This is a genomic window from Rothia sp. HMSC071C12 (genome assembly GCF_001813895.1).
In the GTDB taxonomy this organism is placed as follows: domain Bacteria; phylum Actinomycetota; class Actinomycetes; order Actinomycetales; family Micrococcaceae; genus Rothia; species Rothia mucilaginosa.
The window spans coordinates 21,546-42,176 of record NZ_KV814362.1; the positions used below are offsets into that span (position 1 = coordinate 21,546).

Here is a 20,631-nt window from a genome sequence, read left to right on the forward strand (position 1 = left end):
CGTAGCTATCCCTTCCGGAAGCGACATCAGGGTGTCCGAGCTCTGCGAGGACGGGTCCCCTGTAGGAGCGGAGGAAGGGTATAGCGTGCCAAGTGCCATGACCCGCGGCAACCCCGAGGCGTAGCTATCCCTTCCGGAAGCGACATCAGGGTGCCCTGCAGGAGCGAAGGAAGGGCGTAGCGCGCCCAGGTGCCATGACCCGGTGTAAGGAAAGCGGTATCGTCCGTAGTGACATCAGGGTGCCCGAAGCGCAGCGAGGGCGGGTCCCCTGCAGGAGCGAGGGCAGATACCGCTTTCCGCTTAACTTGTAGAGCATAGCTCGTAGAAACGATTCCCCATGTGCAGGGCGTAAAATCGTGTATAACACGGCGGCACGTCGCGCGGTTTGTTCTGCCTAAAAACTGCTGCTGCCGCCTCCTGTTTTCGCACACTCACTCTAGGAGTTTTATGCTCACCGTCTCTACTGTGCCGCTTGTTTTGTGTACGGCACTTGTTGCGTTGACTTTGTTGATTAGCGGTATTGCTAAGGCGAAGGACCCGCAGAGTACCGTGACCGGTATTCAGAATCTTGGTTTGGAGAAGATCGCGCCGACCCGTGCGGTGTCGCTGATTTTGCCGTGGTTCGAGATCGCCCTAGCCGCCGTTCTGCTGCTGTCGCCGGTGCGTTTGCCTGCGGTGATTGCTTCAGGTTTGGCGCTGATTCTGATGCTGTTCTATACGGTGGTGATTGCGCGCGCGCTGGCGACGGGTAGTACTGCGGGTTGTAATTGTTTCGGTTCTGAGTCGAATGCGCCGGTGAGCCGTTACACGCTGGTCCGTAATATTGCGCTGCTGTTGGCGGCGGCTGGTGCGCATGCGAGCGCGTTGAGGGGCGGCACGGGCGTTGTGTCGACTCTGCTGGGTCTGGGTAATAGCGGCTGGACTTGGGTTTTTGGTGCGGCGCTGATTGCTGTGACGTTGGAGGCTGTTCGCCGCGGTGATGCTCTTGCGCAGCCGGAGCCGCAGGCTGAGGTGATTTTGCCGGAGCCGGTGTATGACGAGAACGGTGAGGAGCAGTATGTTCGCATGCCGATTCCGCATGCGGCGCTGTACCTGGAGAATGGCCGTCACACGAATATGCGTGCGTTGGCTAAGAATCAGGCGCGTGTGCTGGTGTTTGTGTCGGCGACCTGCGCTGGTTGTGTGAAGTTTTTGAAGACGATGGCTTCGTGGCAGGAGCGTCTGCCGCAGGTGGCGTTGCATCCGGTGTATTCGAGCCTGGAGTCGTTGCAGACCTCGCGTAATGCGGGTACGTTGCCGGAGGGTTTGACTCCGTTGATTGACCGTGAGGCGGGTTCGCGCGCGAATTTTGGTAATGGTGTGCCATTGGCTGTGGTTTTGGGTGCTGATGGTCTGATTGCTGGCGGCCCGGTGGCTGGTAAGGAGCAGGTTGAGGCACTGCTTGCCGATATTGAGGAGCAGTTCGCTGAGGCTGCTCGTCTGGCTGAGGAGGAGCGCCAGGAGCAGATGCGTAAGGCGTTTGCAGCGGGTCCGTCGAATGTTGAGGGCGACCACCTCTAAACACGCTCCTATCGTCCAGCCCCCGTAGCGCCTCTGTAGCGCTTCCGATAGCCCCATCCGGCTCTTACTGCCCTTACCCGCAGGTGCCGGGTGGGGCTATGCTAGAACGTAGCGCACACACCGCTTATATGCCGCGGTCACCTTGCCTGGTGGCGGTTGGCGCATCCTCAACCCTGTCTAAGGAGTTTTTATGGCAATGATGAGTTTCAACGCTCCGGGCGAGCGTGAGAAGTCCTTGTGGCTGGTCCGCAAGGAGAGCAACCCGAATCATTCTCAGTGGTACATTGACCGTTTTAAGGCGATGGAGGCTGAGGGTAATGATATGGCGGGTGAGTCTCGTCTGTTGAACGCTATGGCTTCTCGCGGTGCGAAGATTCTTGATGCGGGTTCGGGTCCCGGTCGTGTGGGTAAGCAGCTACACGCGTTGGGTCACCGTGTGACGGGTGTGGATATTGATCCTGAGCTGATTGAGGAGGCGCGCCGCGTCTGCCCGGATGCTACGTGGATTACTGCCGATTTGGTGGATTTGCCGGAGGTGCTGGGCATTGAGGGTGAGGCTACGGCGGAGAATGGTTTTGAGCTGCTGGTGTGTGCGGGTAATGTGATGGGTTTCTTGGCTCGTTCGACTCGTAAGCCGGTGGTGGAGAATTTCCGTCGCGTGTTGGCGCCGGGTGGCCGCGCTGTCGTGGGTTATGGTTCGGGTCCGGGCCGTGATTATGCGTTTGAGCAGTTTTTGGCGGATGCCCGCGAGGTTGGCCTGAACGTGGATAACACCTACTCTTCATGGCAGATGCACCCGTTTGTGGAGGGTTCTTCGGAGTTTTTGGTGGCGGTGCTGTCGCGCCCGGCGAGCTAGGCTCGCTCCTAAAACTAGCGCGCAATACGTCTTGAGCTAGGCATGCAAATGGCCCGGCGCCTACCCCGTGTGGGGTGGGTGCCGGGCCTTTGCGCGTCCTGAAGATGCGCATCCGAAAAGAAGCACCGTTGAAGAACGGGTGTTCTAGTGGATGAGGTAGATGGTGCGTGCGAGTTCTTCGGGCATGAAGGATGCGGCGAAGAGGATTGCCACGATGATGACGGCAAGCGCGGTCATGAGGCTGGAGCGCCAGCCGGGGTGTAGCTCGTTGAAGGTGATGAGTCCCTTGTGTTCTTTGTCCATGTTGACCACATTGATCTGCTTGTAGATGGTGGTTTGGGCGGAGAGCTTGGAGGAGACTTCTCGCATGGTTTTGCCGTCCCAGACGCGGCCGTCGATGCGCATGAGCTGTTTGCCGTCTTTGTCGACGGCCCACATGGCGGGGAAGCTGCGGTAGCGTAGGCGGCCGGCGACGGTTTTGAGTTTCTGGCCGTAGGCTTTTTTGGGGTAGAGCTTTTCGGCGTAGATGGTGTGGTCGATGTTTTCGAGGGGTACGGCGAACCAGCCGAAGGTGCGTGCGCGGAGCACGTGGGTTTTGGTGATGACGATGATTGTGGGTTTGAGGACTGAGTAGAGGTTGACGCCTGCGATGGTGCCGATGAGCAGCACGAGGATGGTGTACGGCAGGGCGGGTCGCTTGTAGAAGATGAAGGCGAGCGCGGCGAGGAGCACGATGGTGCCGGGGAGTGCCGCTTCGATGCGCCTGCCGTAGGAGCGCATGCGGGGGTGGAATAGTTCGTTGACTTCGCCGTATTTGGCGGGGACTTCGTGAGCGCGTTCTGCCATATACACAACTTTAGTGTGTGCGGTGCGTGAAACCTAGCGGACTACCTGCGTTACTCTGGTTCTATGCGTAATTTTTCTCCCGTGGAGCGGGTTCTGGCAATGTGGATGGTCGGTGTTGTGGTGGCGGTTTCTGTGGCTGCTGCGGCGCTGGTTATGACGAATAAGCTGGTGTATGGTCCGACGGGTCAGGTGCGGGAGTATTTTCATGCGTTGCGTACGGGTAATGGTTCGTATGCGCGTGGCTTGTTGGGTGCGCAGATTCCTGAGGGTGACGCATCTTTGCTTGATGGGGATGCTTTGAGGCGTTCGGTGTCTTCGTTGGGTGAGGTGTCGTATGAGGTGGTGGAGACCAGCGAGGATGGTGAGCATGCGACGGTGCGTGCGTCCTATACGTTGGAGGGTTCGCCGCAACATACGGATTTTCGTTTGCACCGTTCGGGTACGCATTGGGGCTTTTTTGATAAGTGGGCTATTGATGAGGCGTCTTTGCCGTCGGTGCAGGTGAATATTCAGGGTGTGGAGGCTGCGACGATTAATAACCGTAAGGTTGCGGTGGATAAGGGTGTGGCGTCGTTCCCTGTGTTTTATCCGGGCGTGTATGCGGTGTCGTATGATTCGACGGTGTATACGGCGCAGAAGGTGAATGAGGTGGTGACTGCGCAGGATGCGAATCATGCGGTGCGTATGGAGTTGAAGCCGAGTGATAATGCGTTGTCGTCGGTGAAGGAGCAGGTGCAGGATTATTTGAAGAAGTGTACGCAGCAGAGCACTCTTTATCCTGGTGGGTGCCCTTTTGAGTATGCGTTTTCGGGCCGCGTGGATTCTGAGGTGAAGTGGTCTGTTGAGAAGGTCGCGGATCCGCAGGTGAGTGTGAGTTCGGCGGGTGTGTGGTCGGTGAAGCCGATGTCGGGTACGGCGAAGGTGTCGTTTACTCAGTTGGATTTGTATACGGGTGCGCGTTCGCAGGTGCAGAAGGAGATTCCGTTTACGTTGAAGGCGTCGGTGGAGGCGGACGCGAAGGCGGTCCGAGTCTCCTTCTAGACGTAGTTACTACGCAGAAAAGGGTCAGTATTATTCTCGCTCCTAACAGAGGAGAGGATAATACTGACCCTTGATTCTTTTATAGGTTCCTAGTTGATACCGCGCAGGTCCAGGACGAGTTCGCTTTCGTCTGCCTCGTCACCGGTCACGACGACGGGAATACCCCAGTCCTGCTGGTAGAGGTGGCATGCTGCGTGCTCGGGGATGTCACCGCCGGGGGTGCCGTCGCAGGCGGCGGCGCGTGCGGTGATGTGCAGGACTGCCTCGGTGATTTCGGGGTTGAGTACGAGGGTGCGGGTCAGTCCGGTGGAGGTGCCGGCGCCTTCCAGGATGAAGTTCTCGGGGGTGGATGAGATCTTCAGCTGGGTGGGGTCGCCCCAGCGGGTGTCGAGCTTCTGACCGGTGGGCACGGTGAATCGCGAGGTGAATTCGAGGGTGCCGCCGGTGAGCTTGGTGGAGGGGCGTGCGGTGGTGATGGCGCCTTCGTCGACGTGCTGTGCCTTCGCGGGGATGGAGGCGCGCACGAGCTGGTGTGCGTTGGTTTCGACGATGATGAGTCGCGGTTCTTCGCCGGGTACTTCTTCGACGAGCAGGTCGGAGGGTTCGTCGAGGCCGCGTTCGAGGGTGCCGAGGGTGCCGGTAACCGGGTCCCAGCGGCGGATGGCGCCGTTGTAGGTGTCGGCGACTGCGATGGATCCGTCGGGCAGCTCGGTCAGGCCGAGGGGGTGCTGCATGCGGGCGGTGTCGGAGTCGCCGTCGACGAAGCCGAAGTCAAACAGGCCCTTACCGACGGCGGAGGTGACCTGTACGCCGTCTTCGGTGAAGGTGATGTGGCGCAGGCCGCTGGTTTCGGAGCAGGCGACCCAGAGGCTGCCGTCGCGTGCTTCGATGATGCCGGAGGGCTGGGCGAACCAGGCGTCGGCGGCGGGGCCGTCGGCGAGGCCTTCGACGCCGGAGCCTGCGAAGATGCTGACGGTGCCGGTGACGGGTTCGTAGCCGAAGAGCTGGTGGGTGCCTGCCATGGCGATGATGAACTGACCGGCTTCACGGGAGTAGACCGCATCCCAGGGCGAGGAGAGCGCAATCTCGGTGGCGGGTACGCCGGCGGGGATGTGGTTGGGGTCGCCGGTGATGGCGTTGTCGCCGTCGATGACGCGCTGCACGCCGTTGCCCGCGAGGGTGCGTACTTCGCCGGTGCGCAGGTTGAGGGAGCGCAGGCGGTGGTTGACGGTGTCGGCGACGAGCACATCGTAGCCGAGCTGTTCGCGCAGGTTTTCGGGTACGAGGGCGAGGCCGGCGGGCTCGTTGAAGCGTGCTTCGGTGCCGGTGCCGTCGACGTGGCCCTTGACGGGGTGGTTGATGGGGTCGTTGCCGCCGCCGTAGGTGTTGATGACGGTGTTGAGGTCGGCTGCTACCTGCAGGATGCGGTGGCGTGCGCTGTCTGCGACGAGGTAGGTGCGTTCGCGGTTGCCGAAGAGGTTTGCGGGGCCGAATTCGGCGGGCAGTTCGATGGCCTTGCCGGGGAAGGCGTAGGTGCCGGCTGCCTTGGGGCGGGGCACGTAGGGGCCGTCACCGCGGTGTAGGGTGCCCTTCGCCTCGTGCTCGGCGACGAGTTCGCGTACGAGGGAGGTGAGGCCCTGCACGTGGCCTTCGCCGGAGAGGTGGGCGACGATGTAGCCTTCGGGGTCGACGACGACGAGGGTGGGCCATGCGCGGGCGGTGTAGGCCTGCCAGGTGGTCAGTTCGGGGTCGTCAAGTACGGGGTGGGTGATGTGGTAGCGGTCGACGGCTGCGGCGAGCGCTACGGGGTCTGCTTCGTGTTCGAATTTGGGGCTGTGTACGCCGACGGTGACGAGCACGTCGGAGAATTCTTCTTCGAGAGGGCGTAGTTCGTCGAGGACGTGCAGGCAGTTGATGCAGCAGAGGGTCCAGAAGTCGAGAATAACGATTTTGCCGCGAAGGTCCTGCAGGGTGAGGTTCTTGTCGCCGGTGTTGAGCCAGGCGCGGCCTTCGAGTTCGCTGGCGCGCACGCGTACGCTGCGGGTGGTGTTCTCACTCATGGGTTCTCTCTCCTGTTGGGTGCGCCGTGTGTGGGCGCGTCGGTTTGCTGTCCCCATTATGCCAGCGTGGTGGGGGTGGTTCGCTGGGAGTTGAGCATTGTGAACGCGGGAGGTAACGGCTCGTCATATTACGTCATATTTGCGTGAGTTGAGGAGTGCGAAAGTGGTATGCACGGGTTTGGAAATCATTGCATCTCATTCATTCGCCATGCCCTCCGGTACCGATACGCCGGGGCACCCCCGAAATATTTAACTTAATAAGTTAAGCCTTACCTAACTATTGATTAATCTAACCCTTAATTTTTAGACTGGGAGGGTGCGATTTTTCGCACACCCTTCTGCGGGACTCGCCGACGACCCCGCCCCCACCCAAGGCCCGCCCTGCAGGCGGCGCCCCCCCCAAGAGAAAGGCCTCCCATGGTGCAACGTCAGCTCCCCAAGCCCAGCGAACTACTTGAATTTATGCAATTCAAGAAGCCCAGCCTCGACTTTGCAGGCAACCGCCTACAGAGCGCACTGACCATCTACGATTTGCGCCGCATCGCAAAGCGCCGCACACCAGCCGCCGCTTTCGACTACACGGACGGCGCCGCGGAAGGTGAACTGTCAATGACCCGCGCCCGCCAGGCCTTCGAGGATGTCGAGTTCCACCCGGGTATCCTGACGGATGTTTCCACCGTAGACACCACCACGAAGGTACTGGGTGGCACCTCCGCTCTACCCTTCGGTATCGCCCCCACGGGCTTTACACGCCTCATGCAGACCGAAGGCGAGATTGCCGGATCCGGCGCGGCGGGGGCAGCGGGCATCCCCTTCACCCTCTCAACCCTGGGTACAACCAGCATTGAGGATGTGCGCCGAGTCAACCCAAATGGCCGCCTGTGGTTCCAGCTGTACGTGATGCGTCAGCGTGAGATTTCCTACGGCTTGGTCGAGCGCGCCGCAAAGGCTGGCTACGATACGCTCTTCTTCACTGTAGATACGCCCATTGCGGGGGCGCGCCTGCGCGATAAGCGCAACGGCTTTTCCATTCCGCCCCAGCTTTCGCTGAAGACAGTGGCGAACGCGATTCCGCGCCCGTGGTGGTGGTATGACTTCCTCACCACGCCCAAATTGGAGTTCGCTTCACTCTCCTCGACAGGCGGCACGGTGGGCGAATTGCTGGACGCTGCCATGGATCCGTCCATCAATTACGAGGATCTTAAGGAAATCCGTGAGTTGTGGCCCGGCAAGATTGTCATTAAGGGCGTGCAAAACGTGGAGGATTCCAAGAAGCTGGCTGATTTAGGCGTGGACGGCATCCTACTGTCGAACCACGGCGGCCGCCAGTTGGACCGCGCTCCGGTTCCCTTCCACCTGCTCCCGGAAGTGGTTCGCGAGGTCGGCAAGGACACCGAAGTTATGGTGGATACCGGCATTATGAACGGCGCGGATGTGGTGGCCTCGCTGGCCTTGGGCGCCAAGTTCACGCTGATTGGCCGCGCCTACCTATACGGACTCATGGCGGGTGGCCGCCGCGGTGTGGATCGCACGATTGAGATCCTCTCGGAAGAGGTGCGCCGCACAATGCGCCTGCTACAGGTCAGTTGCGTTGAGGAACTCGAACCCAAGCATGTGACGCAATTGCGCCGCCTGCAACCCATTCCGAAGATTTAAACCTCTCCATCCCCGAGTGAGAAATAATTAAAGACGCCCCGCACGCATCACGTATAGATGCGCGCGGGGCGTTGGTATCCCTAGTGTGGTGGGCTGTTCTGCCCAGTGGGCAGGAGCTAGTTTTTACTTGGCGCCTGCAACCTCGGAGAGGTCACCAATCTTGGTGGGCTTGACCGGGGTCTTAGCGGTGCCGCTGAAGCCGTCGATACGGCCGGGTGCCTTCGGGGTTTCGATGGTGGAGACGTCAGTCGCCTGCTCAAAGGTCTTGGTGTTCAGCACGGATGCGGTGCCATCTGCATTGACAACGGTGTAGAGGTTGTCCTTGGGGTTGGTCTTGATCCAGGAGCCGTCCTCTTTCACGACGATGGTTGTACCGTTGGAGTCCATGCTGGTCCACACACCGTTATTCTGGATGCTGATGATAGCGCCGTCCTTGGATTCGAATGCAGCGAGTTCATCGGTGTAGTAGACGGTGCCATCGCTGGTCTGCACCTTCTTCACGCCGGACTGCTCCTTGAGCTGTTCCAGGGCTTTCTTGCTGGCGGTGTAGCCTGCGGAGGCTACCTGATTGGCGGATTCCTGACCCTTCTTGAGTGCTTCGGTTGCTTCGCTGGGCAGGTCGGTGGGAGTGCTGATGGTGCCCTGGGTGGTCTTAGTTTCTGCCTTGGTGGTTTCAGCTGCTGCGGAGGCGGTGCTCTTGGTGGTTGCTGCTGCGGAGGTGCTTGCGGGTGCCGAGGCAGTTGCGGAAGCGGTTGCAGAAGCGGACGCGCTTGCCGATGCGGAGGAGTTGGAGTTGGCGCCGGAGTTGCCGCCGCAGGCTGCGAGGCCGAGGGCACCGGCAATGGTCAGGGACAGAACAGCAATAGACTTCTTCACTGTATTTTCTCTTTCTGTATGCGCCGCTCTGCAACGGCGCAGTGCGTAGTGTGGTTGACCTGTACTCCGGTATGCCCGGTGTACGCCACCATGCTAGCACCGCGACCTGAAAGCTCCCTGAGATGGTGCGGTGCCCCCTCCCCCGCTTACGGGTCATCTCAGCTCTACTGGTCTTCTCAGCGCGGCTTGAAGACGCAAAAACGCCCCGCACGCATCACGTTCGGATGCGCACGGGGCGTCTTCATAAGTCACGGACTGTCACGCTCTACGAGCGTCACTAGCCGTTATCAGCTCTTTACAGCTTACTTGGGCTGTGCGGGCTTGACGGGGGTAGCCTTACCCTGTGCGGGCTTTGCGGGAACCTTCGGAGCCTTCAGATCTGCCTTCTCGCCGCCAACGATGGAGGTTACTTCACCGGATGCGTCCACGGTTGCCTGCAGGCCGCTGTTAGCCTGGATGCTCCAGGAGCCGTCAGCCTTGACTGCAACCTGGCCGTTTGCGTCCTGGCGGCTCCAGGAGCCGTCAGCCTGTACAGCTACCTGACCTTCGTCGCCCTGAATGGACCAGCCGCCGTCCTCGGAAACGATAACGTCGCCCTCAACGGTGGAGGAGGATGCTGCGTTGCCCTCGGAGTCCTTGGACTCAGCCTTGGTGCCCTTTTCGTCGGACTCTACCTTGGAGGAGTTACCCTCGGAGTCCTTAGCGTCTACGGATGCCTTGCCGTCTGCGCCGACCTTCACGTCTGCGGAGTTGCCTTCGCCGTCGTTAGCCTTGACGGTGACGTTGCCGTCCTTGTCAACCTTCACATCTGCTGTAGCAGAAGCGGAAGCTGCAGAGGTGGTTGCCGCCGAGGATGCCTTAGCCGATGCGCTTGCAGATGCAGTTGCCGAAGCGGAAGCGGATGCGGATGCAGTGGCGGTGGTGGAAGAGGACTGGGAGCCACATGCGCTCAGGCCCAGTGCGCCTGCGAAAGCGATGGACAGAACCGCGGTGGTCTTCTTCATTGCGGGGGCGATTGCCATTGTTTCTCCTTGTGGTTGTTAGTATGGTGCGGCTAGTTGACGACGTATTCGCGTCGTGCGCAGAATCCTTGTGGGATTCCATAACGATTATCGGTGTAACCAACCGCGTTAATTCTATCGAGTTTGGGTGTGATTATCCGGGCGTGTGGGCGTTTATCCGCATTCTAGCGAGTGGGATAGCCTACGTTTTCACCCAGCTTGTCAGCCAGCTTCTTAGCGGCGGGGAGTGACGGGCTTGACGGGGTTAGCGACAGCACCGGCGGGCTTGAGGGGGACGCTGGGTACCTTAACCGCGCCTTTGCCGCCGGTCTGTTCCCAGGTGCCGTTAGCTTCTACCTCGATTACGCCGTTCTCGCCGGTCTGTTCCCAGGAGCCGTCAGCATCAACCTCAACGACGCCTCCATCGCCAACGCGCTCCCAGGAGCCGTCAGCTCGTACCTCGATGATGTCGCCGTTGGGGGCGTGGTAGGACCAGCCGCCGTCGGTCTTGATTTCGATGAGGGTGTAGCCGTTGGCTGCGCTGACGGTTCCGCTGTCGACGGTCACGGTGCCGTTACCGGAGCTGTTACCTGCGCCGTTGGAGCCGTTCTTGGCGGTGGTTTCACCGGCCTTTTCGTCGACCTTTGCGGAGGAGCCCGAGTTGTTCGATGCCGAGCTGCCATTGACGGTTGCGTTGCCGCTAACATCGGCGGTCACGCCGGTTCCGTTCGCGCCGTTGACGGTCACATTACCGTTGGCGTCTGCGGTGACCCCGGTACCATCAGCACCGCTGACGGTCACACCGTTTTCGGTGACGGTGACGGTGCCCTGGGAGCTGCTTGCGGTGGCGCTCGGGGAGGCTGCGTCGCTTGCCTTGACGGTGACCTTGCCGTTGCCCGCGTTGACTGCTGCGTCGGCGGTGGAGGATGCCTTAGCGGTCGCGGTGGCGGTGGGTGCCGGGTTGGAGGTGTTCTGTGTACCGCAGGCGCTCAGGCCGAGTGCTGCGATTGCTGCCAGGGACAGTGCTGCCGCGCCGGTGCGGAAGCGACGGTTGGTGGCCTGTGCGGAAGTGTGCAGTGCGGGGCGTGCCATGAGGTGGTTCTCCTTGTGCATCCCGGAGGGTCAATCGTCCGGGGTTTGTATGGTTGATTTTCCGGTTGGGTGGGGCCGCCGTGTATGGTGTGTGGCTTTTCCTTCGCCGGTGATTCCAGCTTAGGGTGTGAGTCTAAGATTGAGCTTTAGTTTGCTGTGTTTAAGCTGTGTCCAAACGGGGATGTATAAGTATTTTTCCCAGCGGGGTTTGATAATCGCGATTTTTCGCTCAGCTCATGCATAGCTTTCTGCTTAAATGTATAAATTTTCTTTATTTTTTCTGTAGCCCATCATAGCTTCCCCTGTGAAACCGAGCTACTTTCTGTATCTTATGCTCGAGTTAAGGGTTAGGGTCTTGAAGACCCACCTTGTGCACGCTCCCTGCCTTGCGCACGCTCCCCGCCGCACGTGCCCTCCCAGCCCTCCAGACGCGCCCCCTCCCCCAGCACCCCATACCCCTATCGTCAAGAGAGCATCTGGGCATACTAAAAGACCCCCACCATATTGGTGGGGGTCTTTAGCAGATTCAAAGTCTCAAGAATTACTTCTTCTTAGCGACTGCTGCCTTCAGCTTGGAGCCTGCGGTCAGCTTCACGCCGTGACCGGCGGGAATCTGGATGGTTTCGCCGGTCTGCGGGTTACGGCCGGTACGAGCTGCACGGTCGGTGCGCTCGATTGCCATCCAACCGGGGATGGTGATCTTCTCGCCCTTGGAGACGGAAGACTCGAAAACCTGGAACACTGCGTCGAGGACTGCGTTTACAGTTGCCTGGCTCTTGCCAGACTTCTCTGCAACCTCTGCAACGAGTTCGGTACGGTTCTTAGCCATTAGGGTGCCCCTTCCAGAGACTTAAGGTTTGAGTCTAAAGCGAGTGACCGTCGGTAACGACGGAAAACCGTTTAGGAACTAAAATACCAGATTTACCAGCTGGACTTGGTGATACCGGGCAGCTCGCCACGGTGTGCCATCTCGCGGAAGCGCACGCGGGAGATACCGAACTTCTGGAAGGTACCGCGGGGGCGGCCGTCGATCTGGTCGCGGTTACGCACGCGAACGGGGGAAGCGTTGCGGGGCAGCTTCTGCAGTGCCACGCGTGCTGCTTCGCGCTCCTCGGGGGTAGCGTTCTCGTCGATTAGGGTCTTCTTCAGCGCGATACGCTTCTCGTTGTAGCGAGCGACGATGACCTTGCGCTGCTCGTTGCGAGCGATCTTGGACTTCTTAGCCATTCTTAGCGCTCCTCTCGGAAGTCAACGTGCTTGCGAACGACGGGGTCGTACTTCTTCAGCACCATACGGTCGGGGTTGTTGCGGCGGTTCTTACGGGTCACGTAGGTGTAACCGGTGCCAGCAGTGGACTTGAGCTTGATGATAGGACGGAGGTCCTTAGCCTTGGATGCCATTTACTAGATCTTCTCCCCGCGTGCGATGATTTCTGCAACAACGGCATCGATGCCACGAGCATCGATAACCTTGATGCCCTTAGCGGACACGTTCAGGGTTACCTTACGACGCAGCGAAGGAACCCAGTAGGTCTTCTTCTGAACGTTCGGGTCGAATCGACGCTTGTTGCGGCGATGCGAGTGCGAAATGCTGTGTCCAAAGCCGGGAACAGCTCCGGTCACCTGGCAGACTGCTGCCATGTTTCACTCCTTTATTGATTGACTTTTATGACGGTACGCAGTCGATGTTACTCGTGAGCGTCCCGCCACCAATGTAGAAGCACCGGGTTATTCGCCGGGCTAGAGTGTTTGAGATCGTCACGTGGGTGAGAGGCCACGCATCGATCCCCGCCGCGGGAAAAACGGTGAAGCTTATTAGTGTCGAGAGGCGTTTCCACCACTACGAACAGCGTTAAATTCTAGGTAAATACGGGGGTTCGTGCAAGCCTGCACGCCGGATTTTGCCTTAAAAATCCGCGGAATCTCGGTGTTCTGAGCCAATTGCATCTCGTTTAAGCGAAGTGCTCGATTCGCGGATGCACGCCTGCCTTCGAGCGGCAAACATACCTATCCATTCTATCAAAAATGGGTGTTTTTGCAAGTCCAGATGTTTTTAAGGAATTCTTTAACGCCCCTAGTCAGGCGTTAATGCGCCTTTTTAAGAACGGATGTTCTCTATGTGACCGGGGATAAATTACACCGGTGAAATTCATGTTGTGAGATTAACAGCTTAAGCCGGATTTAAGCCTTAAACAGCCCCGCGCCACCGCTTCTTGCGGTGTGCGCAGGGCTATTAAACGGGCTTAAATACGCGTTTAAAGAGCTTTTAACTCTCGTTTTAACGCTTCCGCCCCGGTTTTAAAGGGCGGTTTAAGGGGTCGCAACGGTACGGGTAACGGCGGATTTACCGTTCCAGTTACGGCGTAGATGCAGGCACAAATACGGTACAGATACCGCGCAGGACACTCCCCCGGCGTACAGTTTTACGCCGTACCGTGAGCCACCGCGCCCCTAGTTCTTCAGCCTAGTTCTTAAGACTTGCCGCGGGCACCCACTGCGGGTACTTGGGGCTCACACCGTCCCCGGAGCTTGTTCCCTTTAGACGGCGGCCAATCCACGGCAGGGCAAACTCACGGACCCAGCGTGCCTCCTGCTCGATCTTCTCGCGGGCGGTCAGCTGCACCTCCGGGGGCAGTACCGATTCGGTGATCACACCGGGCAGGCCGAGCTGCGCCAGTACGCGAGATGCGAAGCGTTCGTGGCCGAGGTCGTTCATGTGCAGGCGGTCGTCAGCCCACAGACGCCAATCAAGGAAGTCGTTCCAGCGCCAGTAGTCGATAATGTGCACGCCGTGGTCCTCAGCGATACCACGCAGTAGCTCGTTGTAGGTGGCGGTACGGCCGCGGGTACGGGCGAAGGGGCCCTGGCCCTGTACATCCAGGCCGGTTACGGTAAGCACTTCGATTCCTTCGCCGCGCAGGGTGGCGAAGGCTTCGTCTACGTGAGTCATGAGCTGGTCAATATCCACGTTGGGTCGCATGATGTCATTGCCGCCACCGTAGAAGGTGACAATGTTGGGGCAGAGGTCCAGGGCTCGAGGCAGCTGTTCATCCAGGATGGGACCGAGCAGGCGGCCGCGGATAGCAAGGTTTGCGTACTGCGCCTGCGGGTCTACTGCACCGATGCCTTCGGCAACGCGGTCTGCCCAGCCGCGCAGGCTGTTAGGGCGGCGGCGGTCAACGTCGCCCACACCTTCGGTGAAGGAGTCGCCGATTGCCACGTAGCGTACTGATTCACCGTTGAGCTTGCCGTTGGAGTCTAGGAGCGGGGTCGTCATTGTGTTCTTCTTTCCGGGCCTCTATAGAGAATGACCCTTCTGTGGAAGAAGCCGGCACACCCGCGCGGTGTACCGGCTTCTTCGCTTAGCTTTCGGTGCGTCCTACTTTCCAGTATCCCACTGTTATGGGCACTTCATCAGATATGAGCGGGGGTTTCTTAGGATGCGACAGCTGAACCGGCAACGGTGGACGCACTCCGGGGATGCGGAACAACCACGACGCTGCCGTCGTTAAACGGATCGGCGACCTCTGCTTTCAGACCGAAAATGGTGTGCAGGTTCTCACGGGTGAGCACGTCGTGTGCTTCGCCTTGGGCGACGATGGAGCCGTCCTTCATAGCGACGAGGTAATCAGCGACTCGAGCGGCGAGGTTCAGTTCGTGCAGCACCATGATCATGGTGGTGCCGCGCTGTTCGTTGAGGTCCGAGAGTAGGTCGAGTAGCTCCACCTGATGTGCCAGGTCGAGGTAGGTGGTCGGCTCGTCCAGCAGTAGAATGTCAGTTTCTTGGGCGAGCGCCATGGCAATCCAGACGCGCTGACGTTGGCCGCCGGAGAGTTCGGTGACCTGTCGTTCGGCGAGGGACATAGTGTCGGTGGCTTCTAGCGCCCAGGCGACCGCCTCATCATCTTCGGCGCTATTGCGTTTGAAGAGGCCTTGGTAGGGGTAGCGGCCGCGGGAGACCAGGTCTGCTACGGTAATTCCTTCGGGGGCGATGGGATGCTGGGGCATGAGCCCAACCATGCGGGCGAAGCCCTTCATGGAGTATTCGTGGGTGGGTTTGCCGTCGAGGGTGAAGTCGCCGTTGAGCGGCTTGAGTAGTCGGGAGACACCGCGTAGCAGGGTGGATTTACCGCAGCCGTTGGGGCCGATGATGGCGGTAACTTTGCCCTTCGGGAATTCGAGGGAGAGGTCTTTGACGATGGTGGTTTCGCCGTAGCCGAGGCTGACGTTCTCTACTTTGAGGGTGCGTTCGGTGATTTCTTTCATGGCGTCCTTTCTTCTCTAAGGCTTTTCCCGGGAGCCTCCTAACTTAGCCTATCCTAATTTCGGGTCAGAATATAGCGAATCCCCCGAACCGTTCACACTTCTGTAGAACAGCACGGGGGATCCGCTATATCGGCGAACTTTAGAAGTTCACTTTTCCGTTGACGAGCCAGCCGCCTTCCGCTGCACGCTGGAAGACTTCCTGAGCCATGGTGCGGCTGTAGGTCTTGGAGACATGGTTGTCATCGATGTAGACGTAGATGTTTCCAACCACGGGGCTGCACATGCCGTCCGGGCAGTACACGTCCTTCAGGTCCACCATGACGGCACCCTGGTTGCGGTACTTGTCGAAGATTTCCTTTGCAGGGTTTTCTGCGGCGTACTTGTCGCTTGCGGGTCGTGCGCAGGAGCTCTTGTCGGCGCCGGCCTTCTGAGCGCATTCGTAGATGTTGTACTCGAAGCGCGGGTTATCGCGCAGGCCAATGACCTGGACTCCTGCTTCGGTGAGGCGGCGGACCGTCTCATCGAGGCTCGGGTCGACTCGTTCGTCGTTCGAGCGTGCCTGGGCAACGGTGGCGATGAGCACCACGGTCTGCGGCTTACGCTTGAGAATTTCCTCGGTCATCTTGGTGTTGAATTCCGAGCATTCGTTGCTGGCGTTGACGGCGCGGACCGGGTACTGGCAGCCACCGAGCAGGTAGGTCTGCAGGTTGGTTTTGGTCTGTTCTGCGATGGGCTTGAAGATGCTCAGCGCCTGTTCGGCGTGGGAGTTACCGATGACCATGGTCAGCGGTGCGTCCTCGGGTCCGTACTTCTGCAGGCTGCAGTACTTGGCGAGTGCCGGGTCGGAGGGCGCGAAGCTGCCAACGCAGGGGTCGCTCAGTCCGTCGAACTGGGTTTTGACGTCACCACCGGAGGGGATGGGGTTGTCAATGAGTCCCTGCTGGGCGCCGCCGATAGCGCGGGCGCCGGGGTAGTTTTCGCTGGCGGTCTGTACCTGCAGTTCGGCGTTCTGCTCGGACTGGGTGTTGCGGTAGCCTACCCATGCCTGTGCGGCTACCAGGGGTACACCTGCGACCAGGAAGATCGCGAGGATGAAGGCGAGCTGGTCTGCCCAGGTCTTGACCGAGAAGATGGTCTTGAAGCGCATCTTCATCATGAGCCAGGGTACGAAGGGGTCCTTGCGGTAGCGCAGCGGCTTCTCGACGAAGCGGATGAGCAACCATGCCAGGCCGATGGAGGTAAGGATGATGACAGCACCTTCGATGAAGTTCACGCGGGAGGTACCGACGGCGCTGCTGTAGAGGATGAGGATGGGCCAGTGCACCAGGTACAGGGCGTAGGAGATGTTGCCGAGGTTCTGCAGGGGTGCGGAGACCAGCAGTCGATCGATGCCCCAGCGGCTGTTGGTGCGGCCTGCCATGATGACGAGGGCGCCGGAGAGCACGGGCCAGAGCGCCAGGTAGCCGGGGAAGGCTCGTTCGACGGGCAGGATTGCACCGCAGGTGACCAGGCCGATGATGCCGACCCAGCCCATGACGACTCGCGCCTTTTCGGGCGCCTTCCATTTGAGGGTGAGCATCGCCAGCAGGGTGCCGATGGCGAATTCCCACAGGCGGGTGCGGGTGTCGAAGTAGGCGAATCCCTGGTTGGTGTCGGTTTCGACGATGGAGAAGGTCAGGGATGCTACGAATACCGTGTTGAAGATGAATACCGCGGTGGTGAAAAGGTTCCCGCGGAATCGGTGCACGACGTAGGCTACTGCGGCGAAGAGCAGGGGCCAGATGATGAAGATCTGCCCCTGGATGGAGAGCGACCAGAAGTGCTGGAAGGGTGACTTCACGGAAGCGTTTTGGGCGTAGTAGTCCACGGAGCTGAACGCGAGGTTCCAGTTCTGGAAGTAGAACAGGGAGCTCGTTGCGTCGGTGACGGTTTGCGACCAGCGGCTGGGCGCGAGCACGAAGAAGGACGCAATCGTGGTACACGCGATAACCACGGTGGCTACGGGTAGCAGTCGCTGGAAGACGTGCATCCAGTAGCTGAAGAGATTGAGGGGTTTGCCTTCGTTGATCTTACGCATGAAGGAGAGCGAGAGCAGGAAGGCGGAGATGAAGAGGAAGACATCCACACCGCCGGAGACTTTGCCGACCCAGACGTGGTAGAGCACCACGAGGAGCACGGCGAAGGCTCGCAGGCCCTGAATTTCAGGGCGGAATCCTCGCGATTCGATGAACTCTTCGAGGGGGTAGTCGCTGGCTTCGCGTGCTTTGATGCTGCGCGGGGCGGTGGTGTAGGTTCCCTGCGAGGCGGGAGCCTGCGGGGTTCCGGAGGTTTCAGACATTCTCGGTTCCTCAGGATGGATGTCGATGTGCTAGTGCGGGTCCCTTAGACACTACAGGACACTCGTACAATAAAATCCTGATCCGCACCTCTGCTATGAGGCTGGTGCGAACCAGGATTTTTCTGAGCCCCCTACCGGATTCGAACCGGTGACCCTCTGTTTACAAGACAGATGCTCTGGCCAACTGAGCTAAGGAGGCAACCTGTCCAGTGTACCCTATTCTCTTGGTTGAGTCTGCTTAGTTGTTCTTTTAGGGTTTGGTTGAGAATACTTCTAAATTATGGGGTGATGGTATGTTCGTTTCCTTCGTTTTACCCCTTATGAGCACCGCTTCTGTACGCTGCTCACCCACCCCTCGTACTTATCACCGTGTATGGAAAAACCCGGTAGCCTCACGCCGAGGTTACCGGGTTTTCGTATCGAAGCGGTTACTTCTTCTTAGCTTCGATCTTTTCCTTCAGGAAGGTGCTGAAGTCGTTGCTGGTGTACTGGTCACCATCAACGAAGACGGTGGGGGTACCCTTAATACCGTTCTTTGCGGATTCAGCGTTGACCACGTCCACGAAGGGGCGCCACTTGCCATCGTTCATATCGGAGCCGATGGACGCACCGTGCTTAGAAGCGATGTCGGCGATCTGCTGGTTGTTCATGTCGCCGCGGCCCTGGTGAGTAAAGATCTCACGCTGGTAGTTCAGGAAGTCGCTGGTGCTGACCTGGTTGGCCACGGAATATGCTGCTGCCGCGTTACGTGCGGAGTAAGCGGTGGGCGAGGAGCGGTCCAGGAAGGTCAGGTTGCGGATTTCCAGGGTGATGGTGCCGTCCTCGACGAGCTTCTGGATTTCTTCACCGTACTTCTTCTCGAACTCTGCACAGTGCACGCAGTTGTAGTCCTGGAAGATGGTCACGCGTACGGGCTGGCCGTTCTTGGATGCCTCTTCAGCGGTCTGCACGCCCGGGGGCAGGGTGTTGACTGCTGCTGCGGTTCCGTTGACCATGGGGGTCACGGAGGAGGTCGAGGTTGCGAGTTGCTTGAAGTCGCGGTTCTCCTGGGTGGAGGAGTTCTGGACGATGCCGTCCTTGGTCAGCACAATGCCACCGTATTCGTTGGCGCTGGAGGGCACCGGGCCGCTTTCTGCTACCTTGGTGTTCTTGTTGCCGTTGACTACGACGAAGCCGATGATACCTACGATGATGAGGACCACGGCGAGTACGCCGAACTGGAGCCAGCGGCGGCTTGCCTGGCTGGGGCTCTTCTTGGCCTGCTGGGCCGCAATCTGGCGGGCTTTTTCGCGAGCGTCGGTCGACATGCCTGCTCCTTTGGTTGGGAATATGGGTGGCGGTTCGTCCACTTCTTCTAGCCTACTCCGGTTGGAGTGAGCGTCCATCCGAGCAAAGCTCAGACGACCTGACTCTTCCGGCCCGGGGTTGTTCTTATCCCCTATAGGGTGTTCTAGAGCTCAGCTTCTGCCGTATATAGCAGCTGAAAGCTATGTCGATCAGTTCCTATCACGTGGATAGGTTCCGTCTAATCTCTAGTGTGGACGTACCGCGCTACCCGTCTAGCCTACCGAATGGGTGCCGTATCGGCTAGTTAATACTCTGACTGAGATATCGTGGTGTCTGTTCTCACGCTCTCAGCTTATTTTCCTCGTAAACTTTCGTAGCGTTGGGAGGTTCCTCCCCTGCCACAAGCTACTCCGAGGCACCCACCCGGTTCGGTTCACCAGCCGTTAGGGAATGTTATAGACTTCCACTCCCCCAATGAACGGGCGAGTATCGAAATTCCCCTTCCACTTCACACTCAGACCGTGCTTCTCCAGTACGGGAATAATAGTGTCCTTCATGAGCTCCACGGAGAGCTTCTTGTGAAGGGCACTGATCTCTTCCTTCTGCGCATCGCTCAGCGCGTTCCATTCATTTTCGTCCCTGGGGTAGGCAAGGAAGGAGCCGAACCCAACGTAGGTGCCGCCGCTTTCAGCGAGGCTTTCAGTGTCCTGCTGGTGGAAGTAGATGTATCCCTTCCACTCACGGCTGTCGTCGATCTCGTCCCAGATTTCTGCGGATGCGCAGGTACCGCAGCAGGTGAAGTTCTGTCGTGCGATGACTCCTTCTTCTTCCAGCGCTGCGAAGGCGCGGTTGAGGTTGGAGTTCTTCTGCATTTCGGGGGTAATGCCCAGCTCAGCGGCGAATGCACGACGACGCTTGATGAGCTCTTCCACGTAGTCTTCTACGCGCTTTTCCCAGAGCTTGCTGTCTTCGTTCTCCCCATCGTATTCCAGCTCGAGTGCATCCATCACATAATCGGTGATCGTTTCTACGTACTGCTCAGTATCAGATTCACCCATGAACAGCAGGGGCCAGATGGGCCAGAGCAGCTCAGCTTCGTCTTCTTCGTCCAGTCCCCATTCTTTGGGGAAGGGCGGGTCGAGGCGTTCTTCGCTCCAGCGTTCGTAGATGCTCTTCTCATCAGCCATGATGATGCTCCTTTGTTTGCTCTCTACTCGTTGAAGTAGAGATATGGACTGCTCTTGCTGTTAAGGTACCAAGAGTTTCTCTGCCGTGCCCTCTATTTCGTCATTCAGGCGGATCTGTGAACTCCCCATCTCCTTGCCTCTGTATCAGGTTGGCACGCTGTCTGGCGAGGCTACATCCCCTGTTCCGCTGCCTCTCTGCTGAATCTCTGCGTCTCTGGGTCTATGAGTCTCTGCACCTTTGCTGAGTTAGGTGTCTTTCGTTCCAGGAGTTTTCGTTCTAGGAGTTTTTGGGTACACAAAAAGAGGGGAAGACCTATAAGGTCTTCCCCTCTTGAATAAAAAACCCGCGGTGACCTACTCTCCCACACCCTCAAAAGTGCAGTACCATCGGCGCGAAGAGTCTTAGCTTCTGGGTTCGGAATGGAACCAGGCGTTTCCCTCTTGCTATAACCACGGAAAATCTAGCGAATAACTTCGTTATTCAAAATTTCCGAATAAAAAGCCTCAACTTCCCAAAGGAAGCCCAGGGTTATTATCCAAAAACCATACAGTGAACGCAAACAACA

18 protein-coding genes, 1 tRNA gene and 1 rRNA gene are annotated in these 20,631 nt (G+C 58.8%); 4 read left to right on the forward strand and 16 right to left on the reverse strand.

Annotated features, from left to right (window positions below):
- Positions 1-447: 447 nt before the first annotated feature.
- Positions 448-1,560: a MauE/DoxX family redox-associated membrane protein gene (locus HMPREF2942_RS01030; protein ID WP_070688002.1), complete on the forward strand. Its 1,113-nt coding sequence runs from the start codon at positions 448-450 to the stop codon at positions 1,558-1,560.
- A 190-nt stretch (positions 1,561-1,750) separates the two neighbouring features.
- Complete coding sequence (locus tag HMPREF2942_RS01035; RefSeq protein ID WP_070688005.1) at positions 1,751-2,416, forward strand: class I SAM-dependent methyltransferase; 666 nt, start codon at positions 1,751-1,753, stop codon at positions 2,414-2,416.
- Between the two features lie 144 nt (positions 2,417-2,560).
- On the opposite strand, the gene HMPREF2942_RS01040 is transcribed toward HMPREF2942_RS01035, so the two are convergent.
- Positions 2,561-3,262 (reverse strand): hypothetical protein, encoded by a 702-nt coding sequence (locus HMPREF2942_RS01040; protein ID WP_070688008.1) that lies wholly within the window; start codon positions 3,260-3,262, stop codon positions 2,561-2,563.
- Between the two features lie 63 nt (positions 3,263-3,325).
- On the opposite strand from HMPREF2942_RS01040, the gene HMPREF2942_RS01045 reads away from it, so the two are divergent.
- Positions 3,326-4,303 carry a hypothetical protein gene (locus HMPREF2942_RS01045; RefSeq protein ID WP_070688010.1) on the forward strand — a complete coding sequence of 326 codons (978 nt, stop codon included), beginning with the start codon at positions 3,326-3,328 and terminating at the stop codon, positions 4,301-4,303.
- A gap of 89 nt (positions 4,304-4,392) precedes the next feature.
- Here the strand turns inward: HMPREF2942_RS01045 and HMPREF2942_RS01050 are convergent, their stop codons facing one another.
- A complete protein-coding gene (locus tag HMPREF2942_RS01050; RefSeq protein ID WP_070688012.1) occupies positions 4,393-6,363 on the reverse strand; it encodes an NHL domain-containing thioredoxin family protein in 1,971 nt (656 codons plus the stop codon).
- A gap of 417 nt (positions 6,364-6,780) precedes the next feature.
- On the opposite strand from HMPREF2942_RS01050, the gene HMPREF2942_RS01055 reads away from it, so the two are divergent.
- A complete protein-coding gene (locus HMPREF2942_RS01055) occupies positions 6,781-8,019 on the forward strand; it encodes an alpha-hydroxy acid oxidase (protein ID WP_049340534.1) in 1,239 nt (412 codons plus the stop codon).
- Between the two features lie 123 nt (positions 8,020-8,142).
- Here the strand turns inward: HMPREF2942_RS01055 and HMPREF2942_RS01060 are convergent, their stop codons facing one another.
- The 14 genes from HMPREF2942_RS01060 to rrf form a co-directional block, all read right to left on the reverse strand.
- Complete coding sequence (locus HMPREF2942_RS01060) at positions 8,143-8,895, reverse strand: hypothetical protein (RefSeq protein ID WP_049340532.1); 753 nt, start codon at positions 8,893-8,895, stop codon at positions 8,143-8,145.
- Between the two features lie 302 nt (positions 8,896-9,197).
- On the reverse strand, positions 9,198-9,917 hold the full coding sequence (locus tag HMPREF2942_RS01065) for a hypothetical protein (RefSeq protein WP_070688014.1): 720 nt from the start codon (positions 9,915-9,917) through the stop codon (positions 9,198-9,200).
- Between the two features lie 213 nt (positions 9,918-10,130).
- Positions 10,131-10,988, reverse strand: a complete 858-nt coding sequence (locus HMPREF2942_RS01075; protein WP_049350546.1) for a hypothetical protein — start codon at positions 10,986-10,988, stop codon at positions 10,131-10,133.
- Between the two features lie 541 nt (positions 10,989-11,529).
- Complete coding sequence (locus HMPREF2942_RS01080) at positions 11,530-11,817, reverse strand: HU family DNA-binding protein (RefSeq protein ID WP_005506733.1); 288 nt, start codon at positions 11,815-11,817, stop codon at positions 11,530-11,532.
- Positions 11,818-11,909: 92 nt separating this feature from the next.
- Positions 11,910-12,215, reverse strand: coding sequence for a 30S ribosomal protein S14 (gene rpsN / locus HMPREF2942_RS01085; protein ID WP_005506731.1), 306 nt, complete (start codon positions 12,213-12,215; stop codon positions 11,910-11,912).
- A gap of 2 nt (positions 12,216-12,217) precedes the next feature.
- Positions 12,218-12,388, reverse strand: coding sequence for a 50S ribosomal protein L33 (gene rpmG, locus HMPREF2942_RS01090; RefSeq protein WP_004005967.1), 171 nt, complete (start codon positions 12,386-12,388; stop codon positions 12,218-12,220).
- A 3-nt stretch (positions 12,389-12,391) separates the two neighbouring features.
- Positions 12,392-12,628 carry a 50S ribosomal protein L28 gene (gene rpmB / locus HMPREF2942_RS01095; RefSeq protein WP_004005966.1) on the reverse strand — a complete coding sequence of 79 codons (237 nt, stop codon included), beginning with the start codon at positions 12,626-12,628 and terminating at the stop codon, positions 12,392-12,394.
- 823 nt (positions 12,629-13,451) lie between these two features.
- Positions 13,452-14,264 carry an SGNH/GDSL hydrolase family protein gene (locus HMPREF2942_RS01100; RefSeq protein ID WP_049340523.1) on the reverse strand — a complete coding sequence of 271 codons (813 nt, stop codon included), beginning with the start codon at positions 14,262-14,264 and terminating at the stop codon, positions 13,452-13,454.
- 158 nt (positions 14,265-14,422) lie between these two features.
- Entirely contained in the window at positions 14,423-15,253 is an 831-nt protein-coding gene (locus HMPREF2942_RS01105) for an ABC transporter ATP-binding protein (RefSeq protein ID WP_049340521.1), read from the reverse strand.
- A 139-nt stretch (positions 15,254-15,392) separates the two neighbouring features.
- Positions 15,393-17,591 carry an acyltransferase family protein gene (locus HMPREF2942_RS01110; protein WP_049346886.1) on the reverse strand — a complete coding sequence of 733 codons (2,199 nt, stop codon included), beginning with the start codon at positions 17,589-17,591 and terminating at the stop codon, positions 15,393-15,395.
- Positions 17,592-17,716: 125 nt separating this feature from the next.
- Positions 17,717-17,790, reverse strand: a tRNA-Thr gene (locus tag HMPREF2942_RS01115).
- A gap of 229 nt (positions 17,791-18,019) precedes the next feature.
- Positions 18,020-18,898 (reverse strand): DsbA family protein, encoded by an 879-nt coding sequence (locus tag HMPREF2942_RS01120; RefSeq protein ID WP_049360034.1) that lies wholly within the window; start codon positions 18,896-18,898, stop codon positions 18,020-18,022.
- Between the two features lie 423 nt (positions 18,899-19,321).
- A complete protein-coding gene (locus tag HMPREF2942_RS01125) occupies positions 19,322-20,065 on the reverse strand; it encodes a DUF6891 domain-containing protein (protein WP_070688017.1) in 744 nt (247 codons plus the stop codon).
- A gap of 341 nt (positions 20,066-20,406) precedes the next feature.
- A 5S ribosomal RNA gene (gene rrf, locus HMPREF2942_RS01130) occupies positions 20,407-20,523 on the reverse strand.
- Positions 20,524-20,631: the final 108 nt, after the last annotated feature.

Coding starts and splice junctions, on each gene's coding strand:
- HMPREF2942_RS01030 (WP_070688002.1), top strand. CDS start 448: ATGCTCACCGTCTCTACTGTGCCGCTTGTTTTGTGTACGGCACTTGTT.
- HMPREF2942_RS01035 (WP_070688005.1), top strand. CDS start 1,751: ATGGCAATGATGAGTTTCAACGCTCCGGGCGAGCGTGAGAAGTCCTTG.
- HMPREF2942_RS01040 (WP_070688008.1), bottom strand. CDS start 3,262: ATGGCAGAACGCGCTCACGAAGTCCCCGCCAAATACGGCGAAGTCAAC.
- HMPREF2942_RS01045 (WP_070688010.1), top strand. CDS start 3,326: ATGCGTAATTTTTCTCCCGTGGAGCGGGTTCTGGCAATGTGGATGGTC.
- HMPREF2942_RS01050 (WP_070688012.1), bottom strand. CDS start 6,363: ATGAGTGAGAACACCACCCGCAGCGTACGCGTGCGCGCCAGCGAACTC.
- HMPREF2942_RS01055 (WP_049340534.1), top strand. CDS start 6,781: ATGGTGCAACGTCAGCTCCCCAAGCCCAGCGAACTACTTGAATTTATG.
- HMPREF2942_RS01065 (WP_070688014.1), bottom strand. CDS start 9,917: ATGGCAATCGCCCCCGCAATGAAGAAGACCACCGCGGTTCTGTCCATC.
- HMPREF2942_RS01075 (WP_049350546.1), bottom strand. CDS start 10,988: ATGGCACGCCCCGCACTGCACACTTCCGCACAGGCCACCAACCGTCGC.
- HMPREF2942_RS01080 (WP_005506733.1), bottom strand. CDS start 11,817: ATGGCTAAGAACCGTACCGAACTCGTTGCAGAGGTTGCAGAGAAGTCT.
- rpsN (WP_005506731.1), bottom strand. CDS start 12,215: ATGGCTAAGAAGTCCAAGATCGCTCGCAACGAGCAGCGCAAGGTCATC.
- rpmG (WP_004005967.1), bottom strand. CDS start 12,388: ATGGCATCCAAGGCTAAGGACCTCCGTCCTATCATCAAGCTCAAGTCC.
- rpmB (WP_004005966.1), bottom strand. CDS start 12,628: ATGGCAGCAGTCTGCCAGGTGACCGGAGCTGTTCCCGGCTTTGGACAC.
- HMPREF2942_RS01100 (WP_049340523.1), bottom strand. CDS start 14,264: ATGACGACCCCGCTCCTAGACTCCAACGGCAAGCTCAACGGTGAATCA.
- HMPREF2942_RS01105 (WP_049340521.1), bottom strand. CDS start 15,253: ATGAAAGAAATCACCGAACGCACCCTCAAAGTAGAGAACGTCAGCCTC.
- HMPREF2942_RS01110 (WP_049346886.1), bottom strand. CDS start 17,591: ATGTCTGAAACCTCCGGAACCCCGCAGGCTCCCGCCTCGCAGGGAACC.
- HMPREF2942_RS01120 (WP_049360034.1), bottom strand. CDS start 18,898: ATGTCGACCGACGCTCGCGAAAAAGCCCGCCAGATTGCGGCCCAGCAG.
- HMPREF2942_RS01125 (WP_070688017.1), bottom strand. CDS start 20,065: ATGGCTGATGAGAAGAGCATCTACGAACGCTGGAGCGAAGAACGCCTC.